The 21,380-nt window shown below is 40.1% G+C and carries 15 protein-coding genes; 12 read left to right on the forward strand and 3 right to left on the reverse strand.

Features of this window, described 5'->3' with window-relative positions; translation table 11 throughout:
• Window positions 1–45 precede the first annotated feature (45 nt).
• The 7 genes from NSU02_RS03695 to NSU02_RS03725 all read left to right on the forward strand — a co-directional run bounded on the left by NSU02_RS03695 (window position 46) and on the right by NSU02_RS03725 (window position 9,463).
• Window positions 46–1,551 carry a sugar ABC transporter ATP-binding protein gene (locus NSU02_RS03695; RefSeq protein ID WP_327873231.1) on the forward strand — a complete coding sequence of 502 codons (1,506 nt, stop codon included), beginning with the start codon at window positions 46–48 and terminating at the stop codon, window positions 1,549–1,551.
• A gap of 66 nt (window positions 1,552–1,617) precedes the next feature.
• Window positions 1,618–2,616: an ABC transporter permease gene (locus NSU02_RS03700; RefSeq protein ID WP_063389247.1), complete on the forward strand. Its 999-nt coding sequence runs from the start codon at window positions 1,618–1,620 to the stop codon at window positions 2,614–2,616.
• Between the two features lie 104 nt (window positions 2,617–2,720).
• On the forward strand, window positions 2,721–3,677 hold the full coding sequence (locus tag NSU02_RS03705) for an ABC transporter substrate-binding protein (RefSeq protein ID WP_339195662.1): 957 nt from the start codon (window positions 2,721–2,723) through the stop codon (window positions 3,675–3,677).
• A 146-nt stretch (window positions 3,678–3,823) separates the two neighbouring features.
• On the forward strand, window positions 3,824–4,474 hold the full coding sequence (locus NSU02_RS03710) for a class II aldolase/adducin family protein (protein ID WP_339194297.1): 651 nt from the start codon (window positions 3,824–3,826) through the stop codon (window positions 4,472–4,474).
• 30 nt (window positions 4,475–4,504) lie between these two features.
• On the forward strand, window positions 4,505–5,977 hold the full coding sequence (locus tag NSU02_RS03715) for a rhamnulokinase family protein (protein WP_339194299.1): 1,473 nt from the start codon (window positions 4,505–4,507) through the stop codon (window positions 5,975–5,977).
• 23 nt (window positions 5,978–6,000) lie between these two features.
• The gene (locus tag NSU02_RS03720; protein ID WP_094245159.1) at window positions 6,001–7,788 is read left to right on the forward strand and encodes an L-fucose isomerase; all 1,788 of its coding nucleotides are present in this window, start codon (window positions 6,001–6,003) and stop codon (window positions 7,786–7,788) included.
• A 25-nt stretch (window positions 7,789–7,813) separates the two neighbouring features.
• The gene (locus NSU02_RS03725; protein WP_130156712.1) at window positions 7,814–9,463 is read left to right on the forward strand and encodes a ribulokinase; all 1,650 of its coding nucleotides are present in this window, start codon (window positions 7,814–7,816) and stop codon (window positions 9,461–9,463) included.
• Between the two features lie 290 nt (window positions 9,464–9,753).
• Here NSU02_RS03725 and NSU02_RS03730 read toward each other — a convergent pair whose 3' ends face one another.
• The 3 genes from NSU02_RS03730 to NSU02_RS03740 are packed head-to-tail and all read right to left on the reverse strand — an operon-like array spanning window position 9,754 to window position 12,308.
• On the reverse strand, window positions 9,754–10,935 hold the full coding sequence (locus NSU02_RS03730) for an acetyl-CoA C-acetyltransferase (RefSeq protein ID WP_063389242.1): 1,182 nt from the start codon (window positions 10,933–10,935) through the stop codon (window positions 9,754–9,756).
• Window positions 10,936–11,589 carry a CoA transferase subunit B gene (locus NSU02_RS03735; protein ID WP_063389241.1) on the reverse strand — a complete coding sequence of 218 codons (654 nt, stop codon included), beginning with the start codon at window positions 11,587–11,589 and terminating at the stop codon, window positions 10,936–10,938. It lies immediately after the preceding gene.
• Window positions 11,590–11,606: 17 nt separating this feature from the next.
• Window positions 11,607–12,308 carry a CoA transferase subunit A gene (locus NSU02_RS03740; protein WP_063389240.1) on the reverse strand — a complete coding sequence of 234 codons (702 nt, stop codon included), beginning with the start codon at window positions 12,306–12,308 and terminating at the stop codon, window positions 11,607–11,609.
• Between the two features lie 110 nt (window positions 12,309–12,418).
• Between NSU02_RS03740 and NSU02_RS03745 the strand changes: the two genes are divergently transcribed.
• The 5 genes from NSU02_RS03745 to NSU02_RS03765 all read left to right on the forward strand — a co-directional run bounded on the left by NSU02_RS03745 (window position 12,419) and on the right by NSU02_RS03765 (window position 21,315).
• On the forward strand, window positions 12,419–13,300 hold the full coding sequence (locus NSU02_RS03745) for a LysR family transcriptional regulator (protein WP_339195665.1): 882 nt from the start codon (window positions 12,419–12,421) through the stop codon (window positions 13,298–13,300).
• Window positions 13,301–13,853: 553 nt separating this feature from the next.
• On the forward strand, window positions 13,854–16,001 hold the full coding sequence (locus NSU02_RS03750) for a hydantoinase/oxoprolinase family protein (RefSeq protein WP_339194303.1): 2,148 nt from the start codon (window positions 13,854–13,856) through the stop codon (window positions 15,999–16,001).
• A 22-nt stretch (window positions 16,002–16,023) separates the two neighbouring features.
• Window positions 16,024–18,303 (forward strand): hydantoinase B/oxoprolinase family protein, encoded by a 2,280-nt coding sequence (locus tag NSU02_RS03755; RefSeq protein WP_339194305.1) that lies wholly within the window; start codon window positions 16,024–16,026, stop codon window positions 18,301–18,303.
• A gap of 4 nt (window positions 18,304–18,307) precedes the next feature.
• Window positions 18,308–18,808 (forward strand): acetone carboxylase subunit gamma, encoded by a 501-nt coding sequence (locus tag NSU02_RS03760; protein ID WP_144598056.1) that lies wholly within the window; start codon window positions 18,308–18,310, stop codon window positions 18,806–18,808.
• Window positions 18,809–19,326: 518 nt separating this feature from the next.
• A complete protein-coding gene (locus tag NSU02_RS03765; RefSeq protein ID WP_311066882.1) occupies window positions 19,327–21,315 on the forward strand; it encodes a sigma-54-dependent Fis family transcriptional regulator in 1,989 nt (662 codons plus the stop codon).
• Window positions 21,316–21,380: the final 65 nt, after the last annotated feature.

Here is a 21,380-nt window from a genome sequence, read left to right on the forward strand (position 1 = left end):
AAAATTCAGGACGGATAATGACAGTTACGTAAAGTAGGTGATAGGATGTCAGCTCAATTACTAAGAATGGAAGGGATAAGCAAAAGTTTTCCTGGAGTAAAGGCATTATCAAAAGTTCGACTGGATTTAAATTATGGGGAAGTTCTAGCATTAGTTGGCGAAAATGGTGCTGGGAAATCGACTTTAATGAAAATTTTGTCTGGAGTCTATCAAAAAGATGAAGGTGAAATCTACTTAGAAGGCAACAAAGTTGAAATTCCTAATGCGAAAGCAGCACAGGAAATGGGCATTAGCATTATACACCAAGAACTAAATTTAATGCCTGATTTAACGGTTGCCCAAAACATTTTTATTGGCAGGGAGCCTCGCACCGGATTTAATTTCTTTTTGAAGGAAAAGGAATTGAATGAAAAAACAGCCGAGTTGCTTGAGAAACTCAATATTAATTTAAATCCTAAAGAAACAGTATCAGATTTAACAGTGGCAAAGCAGCAGATGGTGGAGATTGCGAAAGCGTTATCTTACAATGCGAAAATTATCGTGATGGACGAGCCAACTGCCGCATTGACGGAATCTGAAATTAAAACATTATTTGATTTAATTGAAAATTTAAAAAACAAAGGTGTTGGCATCATTTATATTTCACACAGAATGGAAGAATTGAAAGTCATTTCTGACCGAATAACAGTCATGCGTGACGGTCAATACATCGACACGTTATATACGAAAGATACAGATATGAAAAAGGTAATTTCGTTAATGGTAGGCCGTCACATCCAGGATGAATCTCGCCCTACAACGACGGTTTCAAAAGAGGCTGAAACAGTCCTGGAAGTGAAAAACTTATCGACCAAAAACTTTTTAGAAAATATCAGCTTTACTTTGAAAAAAGGAGAAATTTTGGGCTTTGCCGGTTTAATGGGAGCTGGACGCACAGAAGTAGCAAGAGCCATTTTCGGTGCTGACAAAATCGATGAAGGGCAAATTTTTATCAATGGAAAAGAAGTGAAAATCAATAAGCCTGAAGATGCAGTAAAACACGGAATTGCCTATTTGTCTGAGGACAGAAAACGATATGGCTTAATGCTTGAAATGGACGTGAATTCGAATATTTTAATTTCTTCACTGAGCAATTATGTGAATTGGCTGACCTTTGTCAATGACTCAAAAGGATATGTAACATCAGAAGAGTATGTAAAGTCGCTGAAAATTAAAACGCCAAGCATCAAACAGCTAGCGAAGAATTTATCGGGAGGAAACCAGCAAAAAATTGTCATTGCCAAATGGCTTGCTAAAAACTGCGACATTTTAATCTTTGATGAACCTACACGCGGAATTGATGTTGGGGCGAAAACTGAAATATATCAGCTGCTAAATGAACTGGCTCAGCAAGGAAAATCCATTATTATGATTTCTTCCGAATTACCGGAAATATTAAGAATGAGCCATCGAATCATCGTCATGTGTGAAGGAAGAATCACCGGAGAGTTGACAAACGAAGAAGCATCTCAAGAAAAGATTATGGATTATGCAACACGAACTAGATCATAAATTGGAGTCCGATTTAAGTATCATTTATGTCAAAAGGATTTGGAATACAAAACGAGGAGGATCAATATGAGTACAGGAACTGCACCTAACACAGAAACAAAAAAGAGTGGAAATCTATTAAAATCCAATGCACTGCAACAAATATTGGCATTTGCTAGTTTAATTGTACTTATTCTGTTTTTTACCATTTCCTCCGATAACTTTTTAAATTGGACTAATATTACTGGGATATTATTATCAACGACAGTTATCGGAATCATGGCGTTAGGAACTACATTTGTTATTATGACTGGAGGAATTGACCTTTCCATTGGTACAGGAATGACGCTATGTGCTGTTATGACAGGGGTATTTATCGTCTTTTGGGATTTGCCAATTATAGTCGGCATTTTAGGCGGAATTCTGACTGGTGCATTAATGGGATTTATAAGCGGATTCAGTGTTTCAAAATTAAAAATTCCTCCATTTATTGCAACATTGGCGATGATGATGATCGCGAAAGGATTAGCACTTGTTATTTCAGATGCAACTCCAATTTATTTTAGTGATAAACCTAGCTTCAGTGAAATTGCATTAGGTTCAATTATACCAGGATTTAATTTGCCTAACGGTGTCCTAATTTTCATTATTATGGCAATTATTGCAGGAATTTTATTAACGAAATCTATTTTTGGCCGCTTTACAACTTCTATTGGAAGCAATGAAGAAGCGACAAGATTATCCGGTATCAATACGGATAAATGGAAAATCATCATTTACACGGTTGCAGGTGTGTTTACAGGAATAGCAGGAGTTTTAATGGCTTCAAGGCTTAATTCAGCACAGCCTGCTTTGGGAGCCGGGTATGAGTTGGAAGCAATTGCAGCTGTCGTTATCGGAGGGACTTCGTTAAGTGGTGGTAAAGGAACTATTTTAGGAACAGTTATTGGGGCTCTTATTATGAGCGTATTAACAAACGGTTTGAGAATTATGTCAATCCCTCAAGAATGGCAGACAGTTGTTGTTGGATTTGTCATTTTGGTTGCAGTTTATATCGATATTATCCGTCGAGGCAAAAGCAGTTAAATTCCGTTTTTTATCTCTAGTTACAAACTAGAGTTAAAAAATAAAAAAATTATAAGGGGGAAAATTCAGTGAAGAAATGGTTGTTAACTCTATGCGGTATTTTAATGTTGTCGCTCATTTTGTCAGCATGCGGAAGCTCCTCGAAAAACGAGAGCGAAGGAAGCTCTGAATCCGCAGGAGGCGACAGTGGAAAACCCTATATCGCTATTGTCTCTAAAGGATTCCAGCATCAATTCTGGCAAGCTGTTAAAAAAGGTGCTGAACAAGCAGCAAAAGATTTTGACGTAAAAATTACGTTTGAAGGTCCAGAAAGTGAATCTCAAGTCGACAAACAAATTGAAATGTTAAGAACAGCTATTGATAAAAAGCCGGATGCAATTGGTTTTGCTGCTCTAGACAGCCAAGCATCAATTCCTTTATTAAAAGAAGCGGATGAAAAAGGTATTCCGATTATTGCATTTGACTCAGGGGTTGACAGCGATATTCCTTTGGCAACTGCATCTACAGATAACAAAGCTGCTGCAGCGTTAGCGGCAGACAAAATGGCTGAAAAAATTGGAGGCAAAGGAAAAGTTGCGCTAATTGTTCATGACCAAACAAGTATAACTGGTGTTAACCGCCGAGATGGATTTGTTGAGAGAATAAAAGAAAAATATCCAGATATTGAAATTGTCGACATTCAATATGGCGACGGTGACCAATTAAAATCTACAGACTTAGCGAAAGCAATCATCCAAGCGCACCCTGACTTAAAAGGGATCTATGGTGCAAACGAAGGTTCAGCTATCGGTGTAATTAATGCAGTAAAAGAAATGAATAAACAAGGCAAAATTGTTGTCATCGGCTTTGACTCTGGTAAACAGCAAATTGAAGCGATTAAAGACGGTACAATGGCAGGAGCCATTACACAAAATCCGGTCGGTATCGGCTATGAAACAGTAAAAGCTGCTGTTCAAGCAATCAATGGCGAGAAAGTAGAAAAGGTTATTGACACAGGATTCTATTGGTATGACAAAACCAATCTTGATAATGAAGAAATTAAATCTGCCATTTACGAATAATAACCTGAAAGCTGGGGATGCATTTTGCAGCCCCAGTTATACAAATACTTGAAGGGGAAAAAGATTAACCAGCTCATAAAAACAGGGTGAAACGAAACTTAAAAATTGTTTTCAAGATGATAAACATATACTAGAGGTGGAATTTAATGTCATCAGTAATCGGAGAACTAAAAAAATATGCACATAAAATTGTAGATGCTGGTTTAGTTGTTGGAGCCGGTGGAAATCTCAGCATGCGTGATGGTGAATACATGTACATTTCACCAAGCGGCTTTGATTTAAAGGAGATTGAAGATGATCAATGGGTTAAAGTAAAAATTGACACTGGAGAAGTTTTTGGAGATTTAAAACCTTCCTCCGAATTGCTCATGCATTTAGAATGCTTTCGGCGAAATCCAGAAATCAATGCAGTGTTGCATGCGCATCCTAGCTACTCTGTTGGAGTCTCTAGTGCAGGGAAAGATATCCCAATGCTTTTCCCCGATTTTCCTGCAATGGTAAAGAAAGTTTCCTACTTAGATTATATTATTCCTACAACCAATCTTTTAGCAGAAGCTGTTGGAGAAGTCATCCATGACAGCGATGTCATTGTGATGAGGAATCATGGGGTGCTCACAGTCGGCAAAACGATGAAAGAAGCATTTTTTTATATGCAATTAACCGAAGAATCAGCCAAAGTATTTACCATCGCTTCAACTGTCGGTACTCCGAGAATTTTAACGGAACAAGAGTGCGAAGATTTACGAAATTTATCATCCGAAAAGTATCGGGCCAGTCTGTTAAAGAAGAAGTCATAAACAGGCTTATTTTACGGGAGTGCGTATGACATGAAAAGAGTACTAGCTTTTGATTTGGGTGCTTCGAATGGTCGATTAATACTCGGAGAATATGAAAATAAAAAATTAAACATAACAGAAATTCACCGTTTTCAAAATAACCCCATCACGATCGGAGATCATTTGCATTGGGATTTAAACTACTTATTTACTGAAATGAAAAAAGGAATAAAAAAATTTGTCGAGGTTTATGGAAAAAGGATCGATGGAATTGGTTTTGATACGTGGGGAGTAGATTTCGGTCTCATTTCCGAGGAAGGAGATCTATTAGAAAACCCGTATTCTTATCGGGATACACATACCGTTCTCTTTATGGATGAAGTCCATGAGAAGATAGATAAGAAAAAACTTTTTCAAATGACTGGCGTAGAGCCAGCTGCCATCAATACGCTTTATCAGCTGTATGCGATTTTGAAAACAAGGCCTGAGCTAATAGAAAAGGCAAAATATATATTAATGACACCGAGTCTGTTCGCCTATTTGTTTACAGGGGAAATCAAAAATGAATTTACAATCTCGTCGACTTCTCAACTATTAAATTGGGAAAAAAAAGATTGGGATGAGACGATTTTAAATAAGCTGTTTGCAGATAAGGTGAATTTTGCACCTCTGGCAGAAACGAATCGCATTTTGGCCAAAACGAAAGCATCTATTAATAAGGAATTAGGGATCGATCCGGCCAATGTCATCGCGGTTCCAGGACACGATACAGCTTGTGCTTTAGGTGCCATGCCGATCCAAAATGATCAAACAAGCTGTTTTATGAGCTGCGGAACATGGGTGCTGATCGGTGTCACGGTGGAAAAGCCGGTTGTTTCAGATGAAGCTTATGAATGGGGCTTCACAAATGAAGGAACATTTGACGGGAAGTTCCGTTTGCAAAAAAACAATACCGGCTTATGGTTTATTCAACAGTGTAAAAAAGAATGGAACGATAATGGCGAAGGCATCTCCTATGAAGAAGAAAGCCGGCTGATAGAAGAAGCAGAACCGTTCCGTTCTTTTATAAATCCAAATGATCCATCGTTTTTTAACCCGCCAAGTATGCTGAAAGCCATTCAAGATTATTGTCAAAAAACTTCGCAGCCTATTCCGGAAACGAAAGGGCAATTTTTGAGATGTATATTGGAAAGCTTAGCTTTTCAATACCGTTTCGTGATCGAACGGCTGGAAAATTTAATCCACCATAACATCCGGTCGATTCATATGGGAGGCGGGGGAATACAAAACAAATGGTTTTGTCGATTTATTGCTGGCGCCGCAAAGCGTACCGTTTATGCAGGGCCGGTGGAAGCCAGCGCAATCGGCAATATGCTTTCTCAATTAATTGCCCTTGGAGAAATTGCAGACTTAGAAGAAGCAAGAAAAATTGTTACCAACTCCTTTAGCTTTAAAACATATGAACCCGAAAACTGTGATCATTGGGAAAAACATTATAAATCATTTCTAGCAATCATTAAATAAATAACATACAGGAGGAATGAAAGATGGCAAAAGATCCACGATATGTAGGAAATCTACCAAAGATAGGAATACGCCCGACGATCGACGGCAGAAGAAAAGGAGTTCGTGAATCATTAGAAGAAACAACAATGAACATGGCAAAAGCTGTAGCTAAATTACTGGAGGAAAATGTTTTTTATTATAATGGACAGCCAGTGGAATGTGTGATTGCAGATACATGTATTGGAGGAGTAAAAGAAGCGGCAGAAGCAGCTGAAAAGTTTGCAAGAGAAGGCGTTGGCGTTTCGATTACTGTTACTCCATGCTGGTGCTATGGAACGGAAACAATGGATATGGATCCTCACATTCCGAAAGCAGTTTGGGGATTCAATGGAACAGAAAGACCTGGCGCTGTCTATTTAGCTGCTGTTCTAGCAGGTTATAACCAAAAAGGACTTCCTGCCTTTGGAATTTACGGTAAGGATGTTCAAGATGCAGGAGATACGAATATACCTGAAGATGTAAAAGAGAAGCTCATTCGTTTTGCAAAAGCAGGACTGGCTGTTGCTATGATGAAGGGTAAATCTTATCTCTCCATTGGATCTGTATCAATGGGAATTGCAGGAAGTGTTGTGCAAGAAGACTTTTTCCAAAACTATCTTGGAATGAGAAATGAATATGTGGATATGAGCGAATTCGTGCGCAGAATTGAACTGGAAATTTACGATAAAGAGGAATATGAAAGAGCCTTAAAATGGGTGAAGGAAAACTGTAAAGTTGGTCCGGACAACAATCGCGACGACTTTAAAAGAACAGAAGAGCAGAAGGAAAAAGATTGGGAAATCAGCGTAAAAATGGCTCTTATCGCACGCGACTTAATGGTTGGCAATAAAAAATTAGAAGAAATGGGATATGGAGAAGAAGCTCTAGGAAGAAACGCCATTGTTGCTGGTTTCCAAGGACAGCGTCAATGGACCGACTATTTCCCAAATGGAGATTTTATGGAAACGATTTTAAATTCATCTTTTGACTGGAACGGAAAAAGAGCCCCATATATTTTTGCAACGGAAAATGATAACTTGAACGGCATTTCCATGTTGTTCGGCTACCTTTTAACTAATACGGCGCAAATTTTTGCCGACGTGAGAACTTATTGGAGTCCGGAGGCTGTCAAGCGGGTAACTGGCTATACTCTTGAAGGGAGAGCGGCAAACGGAATCATCCATTTAATTAATTCTGGAGCGGCTGCATTGGATGGAACAGGAGAACAAACAAAAGACGGCAAACCAGTTATTAAACCATACTACGAATTGACAGATGAAGATATTAAAAAATGCTTGGAAGCAACACAATTTAGACCTGCTTCAACTGAATACTTCAGAGGCGGCGGATATTCAACTGACTTTTTAACAAAAGGCGGCATGCCTGTAACGATTTCGCGCTTAAATATTGTTAAAGGGCTGGGTCCTGTTCTGCAAATTGCAGAAGGATATACGGTTGATTTGCCGGAAGAAGTTCATGACGTGCTTGACAAACGGACCGATCCAACTTGGCCTACCACTTGGTTTGTTCCGAATCTAACCGGAGAAGGTGCATTTAAAGATGTTTACTCGGTTATGAATAACTGGGGAGCCAACCATTGTTCCATCAGCTATGGTCATATTGGAGCCGATTTAATCACGCTGGCATCCATTCTTCGCATTCCGGTAAATATGCACAATGTACCTGAGGAAAAAATATTCAGACCAGATGCTTGGAGCATGTTTGGAACAAAAGATCTTGAAGGCGCTGATTACAGAGCATGTAAAAACTTTGGGCCGATCTATAAATAACAAGTAACAAAGGAACGGGATGCTTATGAAAAAATACGCAATCGGAGTAGATTTTGGGACTGAATCTGGAAGAGTTGTCTTAGTAGATGTTGCAACTGGTGAGGTTGCTGGTACTCATTCCACACAATATAAACATGGAGTCATAACGGAAACTCTTCCTCATAAGCAGAAGAAGCTGAAAAACAGTACAGCTCTTCAGCACCCGCAAGATTATTTAGATGTGCTGGAAACGTCCATCCCGAGAGTGTTAGAGGATTCCGGGGTGAGCAAAGATGATATCGTCGGCATAGGAATTGATTTTACATCCTGTACAATTCTGCCTGTCGATGAACAATTAACACCATTATGTTTTCAGGAAAAATGGAAAGACGAGCCGCATGCATGGGTAAAATTATGGAAACATCATGCAGCGCAGCCAGAAGCAGATACAATTAATCAATTAGCAAGCGAGTCGAATGAAGAATGGTTAAAGCGTTATGGTGGAAAAATTTCGTCAGAATGGATGCTGCCGAAAATATTAGAAATTATACATGATCGTGAGGAGCTCTATCATGAAGCGGCATTGTTCCTTGAAGCAGCTGATTGGCTGACGTCGCTGATGGTCGGTGAAGTGAAACGAAATAGCTGTTCTGCCGGCTATAAAGGAATGTGGCATAAACAGGAAGGCTATGTAAGAAAAGAATTTTTAAAAAGACTTCATCCATTGATGGAAAATATTTATGAAACAAAACTGTCGGGTGAAGTGGTTCCGATCGGCAGCAAGGCTGGCGAGCTGACGGAAGAGTTTGCAGCAAAAATTGGACTAAAACCAAAAACACCGGTTGCCATTGGAATTATAGATGCTCATGCTGCTGTTCCAGGTGCAGGAGTTACCGCACCTGGAAGCATGGTTATGGTTATGGGAACCTCCACCTGTCATATGCTGTTAAGCACAAAAGAAGAGTTTGTCGAAGGAATCAGCGGAGTCGTCGAAGATGGAATAATCCCTGGCTACTACGGATATGAGGCAGGCCAGGCTGCTGTTGGCGACATTTTTGCATGGTTTGTCAAAGAGCTTGTGCCGGGTTATGTCGAAAGAGAAGCGGAGGCCAAAAATCTATCTATTCATCAATATTTGGAACAAAAAGCCAGCACATTGCCTCCAGGATCAAAAGGATTGCTGGCATTGGATTGGCATAATGGAAATAGAACTCCGTTAGTTGATGCCAATTTGTCAGGTTTATTAGTCGGTCTTACGCTGAATACAAAACCTGAAGAAATTTACCGTGCATTAATTGAATCAACAGCATTCGGGACACGCTTGATCATTGAAAGCTTTGAGAATGCAGGAATCGAAATTAATGAATTGGTTGCATGCGGCGGACTGCCTCATCAAAATGAAATGCTCATGCAAATATATGCAGATGTAACGGCAAGACCAATCAAGATCGCATCTAACAAAATCACATCAGCCATCGGAGCTGCAATGTTCGGAGCTGTTGCTGCAGGATCAAAACTAGGTGGATACGATACGATCGAAGAAGCAGCAGCAAATATGGCCAAATTAAAAGACAAAGTTTTTTATCCGAAACAGGATCACGTAGAAAAATATAATTTGTATTATGAAGAGTATAAAAAATTGGTAAACTATTTCGGCCGCGGAACGAACAATGTGATGAAAAAAATAAAAAATTAATACAAAATACGGGGGTGTCTAATAAGTCGCTTTTACGGCTTATTGATGCCCCCTTTAATGTTTTGAAACGTTGATATATCGATGTTTATGATTTTTTGCTTTCAATGGGGCCTGATTTTATGGAGGCTTCTTTTTTTATTTTGCACTGGCGCACAAAACTACTGATGCTAAATGTTTTAATAGAATCAAAGCTTGATGCAAAATGGCGATTATGTTTCTATTAAATCAATATAATAATTAGTTTGGTCAAATTCACTCTTTTTGTTTATAGATTTCAAATTATATCCATTTTATTTTACTTCAATCATCACGGCATCTCCCTGACCGCTTCCAGAACAGATCGCTGCGATTCCAATCCCTCCTCCGCGACGGCGTAATTCGTACGCTAGTGTCAAAAGAATACGCGCGCCGCTTGCGCCGATTGGGTGACCAAGGGCAACAGCACCGCCATTTACATTCACTTTTTCCGGATCGATTCCCGCAATTTTTATACTAGCGAGTGCAACTACTGCGAATGCTTCATTAATTTCGAACAAGTCGATATCATCGACAGATTTCCCCGTCTTTTTCAATAGCTCAAGAATGACAAGGCCCGGTGTTATTGGAAAATTTTCTGCTTCAACCGCAACTTCTGCATGGCCAATGATGGTTGCAAGAACGTTTTTACCTTCTCTTTTTGCCCGTTCATCGCTCATCAGTACAAGCGCTGCAGCTCCATCATTAATTCCAGGTGCGTTGCCGGCTGTAATCGTTCCATCTTTGTCAAATACAGGAGGTAATGTTGCCAGAATCTCTTTCGTTGTGTCTTTTCGCGGTGATTCATCTTTATAAATGACAAGCGGGCTGCCTTTACGCTGTGGAATTTCAACCGCTGCAATCTCTTCTGCCATCTTGCCTTCTTCGATTGCTGCAATTGCTCTTTTATGGCTTCTCACAGCCCAATTGTCCTGTTCTTCACGCGATATTTCATACTCTTTCGCAATTTTGTTTCCGTACGTCCCCATATGAACACCAGTAAAACTGCATGACAGGCCATCATGAATCATTAAATCAACCATCTGTGCATTACCCATTCTTAACCCCCATCTTGCGTTCTTCAATGCATATGGAGCGTTTGACATTGACTCCATGCCGCCTGCCAAAATGATTTCTTCGTCGCCTGCCCGAATGATTTGATCAGCCATTGTTACACTGCGAAGACCGGATGCACAAACTTTATTCACTGTTTCTGTTTTAATGCTCCAAGGAATACCTGCTTCACGTGCTGCCTGGCGCGACGGGATCTGTCCCTGTCCAGCCTGAAGAACATTTCCGAAAATGACTTCATTCACATCTTCAGGCTTTACTTCTGCTCGCATTAAAGCCTCTTTCATCGAAATACCGCCAAGCTGTGATGCTGTTAATTGAGCAAGCGATCCGTTAAATTTTCCAATCGGGGTACGCGCGCCTTCTAAAATAACTGTCTTTACCACTTAATTCACCTCCGAAAGTTCAGGAGAAACTGTGAATTTTGCCTCTGTTTTTGCTATCACTTCATCAACTGAAACACCATCCATTGTTTCAATCAGCACCATCCCTTGATCTGTAAAGTCAAACACGGCTAAATCGGTAATCAATCGATGGACGACCCCTTTTCCAGTAAGTGGAAGTGTACATTCTTTCTTCACTTTCGATTCCCCGCTCTTGTTCAAATGTTCCATAATGACGATGACACGTTTCGCACCGTTTACAAGATCCATTGCTCCGCCCATACCTTTGACCATTTTCCCTGGAATCATCCAATTGGCTAAATCGCCGTTCTCTGAAACTTCCATACCTCCTAAAATAGCAAGATCAATATGTCCTCCACGAACCATTGCAAATGATTCGGCACTGTCAAAAAATGAAGCGCCAAGCACTGTAGTAATCGTTTCTTTACCAGCGTTAATCAAATCGGGATCTTCCTCCCCTTCAACCGGATAAGGTCCAATGCCAAGCAGCCCATTTTCTGAATGTAATAAGATGTTGAAATTGGACGGAATCTCATTGGCAATAAGTGTTGGCATTCCGATACCAAGATTGACAATCATTCCGTTTTCAATTTCCTTTACCGCACGCTTAACAATCTTTAATCGATTGTTAGACATCCTGATCACTCCTTCTCTTATTTAGTAACCACTGTTCTCCGCTCAATGCGTTTTTCATAATTCGTTCCTACCAGTAAGCGTTGAACATAAATACATGGTGTGTGAATTTCGTCCGGATCAAGCTCACCAGGTTCAACAATTTGTTCCACTTCCGCTATGGTGATTTTACCTGCCATCGCGGCAAGCGGATTAAAATTTCGCGCTGTTTTCCGATACACAAGATTCCCATAAGTATCAGCCTTCCACGCTTTTACAAAAGCAAAATCTGCAACGATGGCTTCCTCCAGCAAATATGTTTTTCCGTTGAACTCTCTTTCTTCTTTTCCTTTTGCGATCGGCGTTCCGACACCTGTTGCGGTATAAAAAGCCGGAATTCCTGCTCCGCCTGCTCTCATTCGTTCTGCAAGAGTACCTTGTGGTATAAGTTCTACTTCTAAATCGCCGCTTAAAAATTGCTGTTCAAAAATTTTATTTTCCCCGACGTAGGAAGCGACCATTTTTTTTATTTGTTTATTTTTGAGTAGAAGACCAAGTCCCCAATCATCGACACCACAATTGTTGCTGTAAATAGTCAAATTCTTTGTCCCCTTGTCACGTAAAGCTTGAATAGTCTTTTCTGGAATTCCGCACAACCCAAATCCGCCTACAACAATGGATGCACCGTCTTGAATGTCTGAAACCGCTTCCGAAAATGAATTCATGATTTTGTTCATGAACATCTCCTCCTTTCTTTGTCTTATGTAAGAGTTTACATTCCCATTATCTATAAGTAAAATAGATAAAAAGAATACAATTTATTCCAATAGTGAATAAATAAGGGGGGAGTATGGTGGAATTTCGTGATATTCAATCTTTCATTGATGTTGCCAATCATAACAGCTTTACAAAGGCTGCTGAATATTCCTACTTATCACAGCCTTCATTGAGCAAAGCCGTTAAAAAGCTTGAAGCTGAGCTGCATGTTGAACTGCTCGAAAGGTCAACTCGTCATCTCCGTTTGACAGATGCAGGTCAAATTGTATATCAGCAAGGAAAAAAATTGATTGAAACGTTGGAAGAAATGAAAATGTTATTAGATGAACTTTCTAATCTTGCGACTGGAGAGATTAAGATGGGGGTTCCGCCGCTCATTGGAACTTTGTTTTTTCCTTCTATTGCTAGAATGTTTCATCAAAACTATCCGAATGTGAAACTTGAACTTATAGAGCTTGGGGCAAAGGTCATCGAACAATTAGTGGAAGAAGGAGAGATTGACATTGGCATAGTTGTACTGCCTGTAGACGAATCCGTTTTTCATATTCATCCGTTTATTACAGAAGAATTTGTCTTGTTTATTCATCGCGACCACCCAATTGCACAAAAACAAACAGTTTCAGTACATGAATTAAAAGATGAACCGTTTATATTGTTTTCGAAAAACTTCAAACTCCACGATTACATCATCAACACATGTAAAAATGCAGGCTTTACTCCAATTGTTTCATATGAAAGCTCGCAATGGGATTTAATTCTTGAGCTTGTTTCATCAAAACTAGGTATTACTTTAATGCCGAAAATGATTTTTCATAAACAGAACAGCCCCAACATCACGATTGTTCCGCTTAAAGATCCGCCTCTTCTTTGGAGACTCGGCATCATTACGAGAAAAGGCAGATATCACTCATTTGCTTTAAAAAAATTGCTGGAAATGCTAAAAGAAAATCCATTATGATTTTTCAAACGTATTTATCGTTTCGATAATGGGGACTTTCATCAAAGTATCAACTGTTTCCGGTGAAAATTTGAGAACATTCAAACTTGTTTTTTACTTAGAAACAAAATGAAACTGCAGTTATTTGTTCATCAAATTTTCCATCATAAAATTAGGACGGTACAATAGTGGCTTTGTCATTCAAGTCGTCTTTGTTGTCCCTTGGAAAATTCCTTGTCGTTATTTTTATGTTTACTAGACTAAAAGATGGTCTATTTTTTTACAAAAAATCTCTTGATCGAGCTTAAGCTGTCTGTCGAATTGTATGGAGCAAGCAACAAAATTCTATGGGCGAATTGCAACAAATTCTTTTTTAGCTGTATTGTTGTACGAAAAAATTGTAGCGAAACAGTGTAGCGATTCGCTACAATTCATCATTCTCTTTCACCATTCTCTAATTTTCGAAAGCCTTTTCTCTCCTTAATTTTTTGATAATTTTTAATATTGGCACGAATGTTGCAAAGTAAAAAGCGAAAACAAAATCAATTTTTGAAAAAAGAAAGGAGAGAAATGGATGGAAGCAGTAACAACTCGCAATGCACAAATACTTGCTATCGATGCAGGGGGAACGATGACAGATACCTTCATTATTGACGACAATGGTGAATTTGTCGTCGGAAAAGCACAATCCACACCTGAAGATGAATCAATTGGTCTTCTCAACTCTGCAAGGGATGCACTAACTTACTGGAACACAACAGTAGAAGAAGAATTTCCTAAATTGCTTGCGGGTGTCTACTCCGGAACAGCGATGCTGAATCGTCTCGTGTCAAGGAAAGGACGCCGCGTCGGTCTGATCGTTAATAAAGGGATGGAGGATTTCCATCGAATGGGCCGGGCGATCCAGGCTTACCTAGGATATTCTTATTCAGACCGTTTACACTTGAATACTCATCGTTACGATCCTCCACTTGTACCGAGAGAATTGACAAGAGGCGTAACAGAAAGAGTCGATTTATTTGGAAACGTTGTCATTCCACTTTATGAACATGAAGTGGAACCAGCAGTATTGGACCTTCTGGAACAGGATGTCGAAGCAATTGTGATCAGTTTGCTTCATTCTTACAAATATCCGCAGCATGAACGAAAAATTAGGGATATTGCAAAGGAAGTCATGAAGAAAGTCGGAAAAGAAGTGCCTGTGTTTGCATCGGTTGATTATTACCCTGTTAGAAAAGAGTCTCACCGCACAAATACAACCATTATTGAAGCATATGCAGCAGATCCGTCTCGGGAGACATTGTCGAAAATTGATAACATGTTAAGAAATCACGGGGCAAAATTTGATCTTCGGGTCATGGCCAGCCACGGTGGAACGATAAGTACGCGTGCAAATGAACTGGCAAGAACGCTCGTTTCAGGTCCGATTGGGGGAGTAGTTGGCGCGAAATATCTTGGTGAACAACTCGGTATTCGCAATATTGCATGCTCGGATATCGGCGGAACAAGTTTTGATATGGCTCTTATTACTCAAGGGGATTTGAGTATTAATACAAGCCCAGATATGGCAAGGCTTGTACTATCATTACCGCTTGTTTCCATGGATACTGTTGGAGCTGGGGCCGGCAGCTTTGTGCGAGTGGATCCGAACTTCAAATCATTAACACTTGGACCGGACAGCGCAGGTTCGAGAGTCGGCGTTTGTTATCCGGAAGGCGGTATAGAAATGGTAACAGTAACCGACTGCCACGTTGTTCTTGGACTAATCAACCCGGATAATTTCCTTGGCGGCGAGGTTAAGCTATATCCGGAAAGAGCCTATGAAGCATTGAAGAAGCAGGTCGCCGATCCGCTCGGATTATCTGTTGAAGACGCAGCATACGGTGTTATCGATCTGCTTGAGTCGCAACTGCACAATTACCTTGAATCTATGATCCTTGGAAAAGGGTATTCGCCATCTCAATATGTATGCTTCTCTTATGGAGGCGGTGGTCCGCTTCATACTGCCGGCTACACAAAAGGTCTTGGCTTTGAAGATGTTCTAGTACCGGCGTGGGCAGCTGGATTTTCTGCTTTTGGCTGCGGTGCGGCAGACTTTGAATACCGCTATGATAAAACACTTGATATCAATGTAAACAACGGAGATGAAGACAGCAGTAAGCTGAAGGCAGGTAAAGAATTGCAGGATGCTTGGGATGAACTAATCGAAAAAGTGGCAGCTGAATTTGAGAAAAATAACTTTAAACGACAAGATGTGAGTTTCCGTCTTTATTTCCGCATGCAGTACCAAGGTCAGTTAAACGACCTTGAAATTGAATCGCCGATTCAAAAGTTTAAGGATATTAACGACTGGGAAGAGCTTGTCAAAGCATTCGAAGAAACGTATGCGAGAATTTACGCAAAAGCGGCCAAATCGCCTGAACTCGGTTACAGCATCACAGGAGCAATCGTACGCGGTATTGTTGAAGTGGCAAAGCCGAAAATTCCTGAGGAGCCTTTATCTGGAGAAACTCCGCCGTCAGAAGCGTTTCTTGGCCAGCGTGATGTGTATTGGAAGGGCGAGTGGATCAAAGCAAACATTTGGGAAATGGAAAAATTGAAGCCAGGGAACAAAATCGGTGCATTTTCAATTTTAGAATCACCAGCCACAACGTTTGTGATTCCACCTGGTTTTGAAACATATCTTGATGAGCATCGCATTTTCCACTTAAAAGAACTTTAAGGAAAAAGGAGGGTATTTTTTCATGACGATTACTGAAAAAACAATGCAAAGCCAGAAAAATATTGGTTGGCACGGAAAAACACTCAAGCAAATGCGCAAAGAAATTGATGAAATCAGCCGAGAGACAGGACATTACGCAGGTTTAAAAACATTGCCATTAAAAGAGTCATATCCAATCCGCTATGAAAAGATCTTTTCAAAATTACGGGGAGGAGTTGTGCATGCAAGGGAAACGGCCAAAAGAGTGGCGGCCTCCCCGATTGTTGAGCAAGAAGGGGAATTATGCTTTACTTTATACACTCCGGAAGGAGATTCGATTGTAACTTCTACTGGAATTATCATTCACGTCGGGACGATGGGCGCAGCGATTAAATACATGATTAAAAACGATTATGAAGAGAATCCGGGAATTGAAGACGGAGATATTTTCTGTAACAATGATTGCCAGATCGGAAATGTGCACCCATGTGACGTTCATACAATTGTTCCAATCTTTTACGAGGGCGAGCTGATAGGCTGGGTTGGCGGAGTTACCCACGTAATTGATGTTGGGGCGACTGCACCAGGAAGTATGACCGTTGGGCCAGTTAGCCGTTACGATGACGGTTATCAAGTGGCCTGCCGTAAAATCGGTAAAAACGATACGCTCTTAAAAGATTGGCTTATTGAAAGCCAGCGTTCTGTCCGAACAACAAAGTACTGGCTTCTTGATGAACGGACTCGCGTTGCCGGCTGCCATATGATCAGAGACCTTGTCCTTGATATTGTCAAGGAGGAAGGCGTTGACACTTATAAACAATTTATTCGCGAGGTAATTGAGGATGGACGGCGCGGTTTTGTCAATCAAGTAAAAACGTTGCTGATTCCGGGTAAATACCGCCAAGTTTCATTTGTGGACGTACCGTATAAAAACCTAGATGTTCCTCCTTACGCTCGTGTAAACACGATTATGCATGCCCCAACAGAACTGACTGTTCACAAAGATGGCAAGTTCCAAATCGACTTTGAAGGCGTTAACAGATGGGGATGGCACAGCTACAATGCTACACCTGTTTCGATTACGAGCGGAATATGGGTCATGATGTCGCAAACGCTCATCCCGAACGATCGGGTTAATGATGGCGCTTATTATGCGAGCCAGTTCGACTTGCCTTACGGTTCATGGCTAAATCCGGACGATATTCGGACCGCTCACAGCTATGCATGGCACTTCCTTGTATCTGCATGGAGTCCATTATGGCGTGCACTTAGCCGCAACTACTTTGCACGCGGGTATTTAGAAGAAGTTAACGCCGGAAATGCCAACACTTCTAACTGGCTGCAAGGAGGAGGATATAACCAATTTAACGAAAATCATGCCGTTAACAGCTTCGAATCAGCAGCCGAAGGGGTCGGAGCAAGTGCGGTAAGAGACGGTATTAACCATGCGGCAGCCATCTGGAACCCTGAAGGTGATATGGGAGATATGGAAATTTGGGAGCTCGCAGAACCGCTTCTTTATTTGGGACGAAGCATAAAACCAAATACAGCAGGGTATGGAAAATACCGGGGAGGCAGCGGCTACGAGACTTTGCGGATGGTATATGGTGCAAAAGACTGGACGATGTTCTTTATGGGAAATGGCTTTATGTCAAGTGACTGCGGTTTAATGGGAGGCTATCCAGCAGCATCAGGATACCGTTTTGAAGCACATGGAACGAATTTGAAAGAACGGATCGAAAAAAGACTGCCTATTCCTACAGGGGGAGACAGTGATCCGGATAATCCAGAATACGATACTTTAATGGAAGCAAAGGAAATTATCCGTGATAAGCAATCCATTACAACAGAAACAATTTTTGAAAATTACGATCTGTATTTAAATTACCTTCGTGGGGGACCTGGTTTTGGGGATCCGCTTGAGCGCAAGCCGAAAATGATTGAGGATGATTTAAATGAAGGACTGCTGCTGCCGCGTTATGCAGAAAGCGTTTACGGAGCAGTTGTCAGCAAAAATGAAAAAGGCAAGTATATCGTTGATGAAAAAGCGACAGAAAAACGCCGCAAAAAAATGAGAAAAGAGCGTCTAAAGCGCGGGGTTCCTGTAAAAGAATGGATGGAGCAGGAGAGACAAAAAATTCTAAACAAAGAAGCGGCTGTACAGGTTCGTCATATGTATGCCGGCAGCTTTGCCTTAAGTGAAAAATTTGCGAATGAGTTTAAACAGTTCTGGAATCTGCCGACAGAATGGCATTTATCAGAAGATGAGTTAGGTGTACCAACCTTCGGAGCAAAAATAAATCATCAGAAAAAAACGGGGTGAGAACATGGCACAATATGATCGTAAGACGATTGAAGAGCTGATCGACGGAACAATTGATTTTTACAAATTAAAAGAAATGCTTTCAAATTTTAAGGATACTGACCGATTTGATAAATATATCAGCATTTTGCAGGAAAGAGTTCCATGGGATGATCCAATTCTATTGCCGGCTGGACTTCACCTTTATATCGTTTTGAAGCCAGATGGCAAACGAGTCGTAAAGTGTGATTGCGGACATGAATTTTGTGAGGCAAGTGACAACTGGAAACTTCATGCGCTTATACACGTTCGTGATACAGAGGAAAAAATGGTGGAGCTGTATCCGAAGCTGCTTGCTCCAGATCCGGAGTGGCAGGTTATACGTGAATACTATTGCCCAAATTGTGCAAGTCAACTGGAGGTAGAAGCTGTAACACCTTGGTATCCAATCTTAAAAGATTTTGAACCAGATATTGATGCATTTTACAATGAATGGCTGAAGCGTCCGATACCTCAAGTGAAATAAACCATCAACCAGGAGTTCGTTTCTGACTAAAGTCTGACACAATCGAACAGCAAGTGGATAACCTAGTGTTTTCATCACAAAGGTTATCCACTTTTATTTAAAGCAGTTTTAAAAAAACTATAGAAAGTTGACACATTATTTCATTTTTAGAGAGAATACCATAAATAAACAGAATTTTTCACGACAAGCAGTTCAAAACGTATTGCTCAAAATTAATCTGTCGCATGCACACTTGAGCAAATGCGTTAAACATTTGACATCGTTTTGATAAAGCGATGGTGAACGCATGAATTTGATTCAAAAGATTAAAAATGCGAATCTAGACACTTGATATCTTCGAGTAAATACGTTAATAATTGTGGTAACACTTGTCACTTCCTTGCTTATCATCACTGGTGTGTAATTCCTTAAGAACTACGGGGGTGGTAAGTTTTTTGCTTTTAAAGCCCCGAATAAAGTATTTTTATAATCTATTTTCGAAAAATTTTGATAATATGTCCAAGAGGAGGGGGGAGTACATGGGCAATCCATATATATCTATTTTCTCTACGCACAACTTGCCAGATAAAAAAAGAGATTTGGAAACTTTATGGGAAATGTTTGTGGAAAGATCGTGGGAAGATAAAATATCGGGCAAAATACGAAAAAATGTTTTAGATTCTTGGAGCCGCTGTCAGGAAACTGGAGTTGACCCGATGCAATTGCAAACGAAGGCAGCTTTAACAGAATACGAATTAAATCATCTGTTAAAAGGATCTGAGCTATATCAAATTGCGAAACCGATTATTGATAATTTATTTTATAAGTTGAAAGGTACTCGGTATCTTATCACGCTGACGGATGAAAACGGTTGCATAATTTATTTAAAAGGTGAACCGTATGTTTTGCGGGAAGCGGAAAAAATGAATTTCACAGTTGGCATGGACTGGAGCGAAAATGCAGCAGGTACAAATGCGATTGGAACGTGTATCGTCACCCAAAATCCCATTCAAATTTTTTCTGCAGAACACTTTTGTCAAGGATGTCATCCATGGACATGTTCTTCAGCTCCTATCATTCATCCCTTCACAAAAGAGGTCATCGGTGTCATCGATTTTACAGGATTTTGGGAAGATGCTCAGCCTCATACACTTGGTTTAGCTGTATCCACTGCACAAGTGATTGAAAAACAGCTTGCATACGTCTATATGAAAGTGAATAACTATTTAATAGATTATTTTTTTCAATGCGCAAATAAATGGAAAAACGATCATATTCTAGTACTGAACCATGCCTTTTATGTTGTGAAGAGCAGTGAAAAGCTAAAGGAATTATTTAACCTGAAACATGCAGGAGATTTGGCGGTAAATCCTGATTTTCATCCTTTAATAAATGAGATGAAAAGGATGTCCAAATTCTCTGCGAAAAACGATATTTCCAGCGATTTGATGGTTCGAGATTTCAAGGTTTTAGCAATCGAGCCGATTCATTTTAAAGGGGAAGTTGCTGGATATATGGTCGTGTTGAAGGATAACAAAAAGGTATTCCGTACCACTGCGCGATACATTCTCAAGGATGAACCATGGAACGATATTATTGGGACATCGGATGCATTGTTAACAGCACTAAACAAATGTTATAAAGCTGCTCCTTCAAATGTTCCGATTCTTCTGTTGGGAGAAAGCGGTACAGGAAAGGAAAAAATTGCAAAATCAATACATCAATCTAGTCAGAGAAGAGACAAACCTTTTTTAGCAATAAACTGTGGCGCAATTCCGAAAGAATTGATTGGAAGTGAACTGTTCGGTTACGAAAGTGGAACTTTTACCGGAGGTTCGAAAGAAGGGAAGAAAGGAAAATTTGAGGAAGCAAACGAAGGAACCTTGTTTTTAGATGAAATCGGCGAGATGCCGCTAGATCTGCAAGTCCATTTGCTTAGGGTGCTGCAAGAAAAGGAGATTATGAGGCTGGGTTCATCTCAAACGATTCCAATTAATGTGAGAATTATTGCTGCAACGAATAAGAACTTATATGCCTTGTGTAAACAAGGGCTTTTTCGCGAAGACTTATTTTTTAGACTTAACGTTGTTACGGTTAATATTCCTCCTCTTCGTGAGCGAAGGGAAGATATTCCTCTGATTGCTGATTATTTCTTAAAAAAATTTGCAAAAAAGTATGCGAGAGAATCCCTTTCCATTGCGCAAGAAACTTTAAATTACTTTTTAGAATATTCGTGGCCCGGCAACATAAGAGAAATGCAAAATGTCATTGAGTATGCCGTCATATTTAGTGATTCTCCTGTTATTAGGATAGAAGACTTGCCGGCATACTTTATTGAAAACAGAATGAGCCTCTCCATCAATAACCAGCTTAAAGATTTATCTTTAATTGAAATCGAAGAGCAAAAAGTGCTTGTCAGGCTTTTAGAGGAAACAGGCTGGAATTTATCAGCTGTCGCCAAAAAAATGAATATTGCCAGGTCCACTCTTTATCGGAAGTTAAAAAAATATCAGCTAAAACAAACATAAGCCGATTTTCTCGCGTAAATCCAATCATATTCACTAAACTCTTCACATGTCATCACATCTCAAAT

Source organism: Aeribacillus sp. FSL W8-0870 (assembly GCF_037963755.1).
Lineage (GTDB): Bacteria > Bacillota > Bacilli > Bacillales > Aeribacillaceae > Aeribacillus > Aeribacillus composti.

Coding starts and splice junctions, on each gene's coding strand:
- NSU02_RS03695 (WP_327873231.1), top strand. CDS start 46: ATGTCAGCTCAATTACTAAGAATGGAAGGGATAAGCAAAAGTTTTCCT.
- NSU02_RS03700 (WP_063389247.1), top strand. CDS start 1,618: ATGAGTACAGGAACTGCACCTAACACAGAAACAAAAAAGAGTGGAAAT.
- NSU02_RS03705 (WP_339195662.1), top strand. CDS start 2,721: ATGTTGTCGCTCATTTTGTCAGCATGCGGAAGCTCCTCGAAAAACGAG.
- NSU02_RS03710 (WP_339194297.1), top strand. CDS start 3,824: ATGTCATCAGTAATCGGAGAACTAAAAAAATATGCACATAAAATTGTA.
- NSU02_RS03715 (WP_339194299.1), top strand. CDS start 4,505: ATGAAAAGAGTACTAGCTTTTGATTTGGGTGCTTCGAATGGTCGATTA.
- NSU02_RS03720 (WP_094245159.1), top strand. CDS start 6,001: ATGGCAAAAGATCCACGATATGTAGGAAATCTACCAAAGATAGGAATA.
- NSU02_RS03725 (WP_130156712.1), top strand. CDS start 7,814: ATGAAAAAATACGCAATCGGAGTAGATTTTGGGACTGAATCTGGAAGA.
- NSU02_RS03735 (WP_063389241.1), bottom strand. CDS start 11,589: ATGTCTAACAATCGATTAAAGATTGTTAAGCGTGCGGTAAAGGAAATT.
- NSU02_RS03740 (WP_063389240.1), bottom strand. CDS start 12,308: ATGTTCATGAACAAAATCATGAATTCATTTTCGGAAGCGGTTTCAGAC.
- NSU02_RS03750 (WP_339194303.1), top strand. CDS start 13,854: ATGGAAGCAGTAACAACTCGCAATGCACAAATACTTGCTATCGATGCA.
- NSU02_RS03755 (WP_339194305.1), top strand. CDS start 16,024: ATGACGATTACTGAAAAAACAATGCAAAGCCAGAAAAATATTGGTTGG.
- NSU02_RS03760 (WP_144598056.1), top strand. CDS start 18,308: ATGGCACAATATGATCGTAAGACGATTGAAGAGCTGATCGACGGAACA.
- NSU02_RS03765 (WP_311066882.1), top strand. CDS start 19,327: ATGGGCAATCCATATATATCTATTTTCTCTACGCACAACTTGCCAGAT.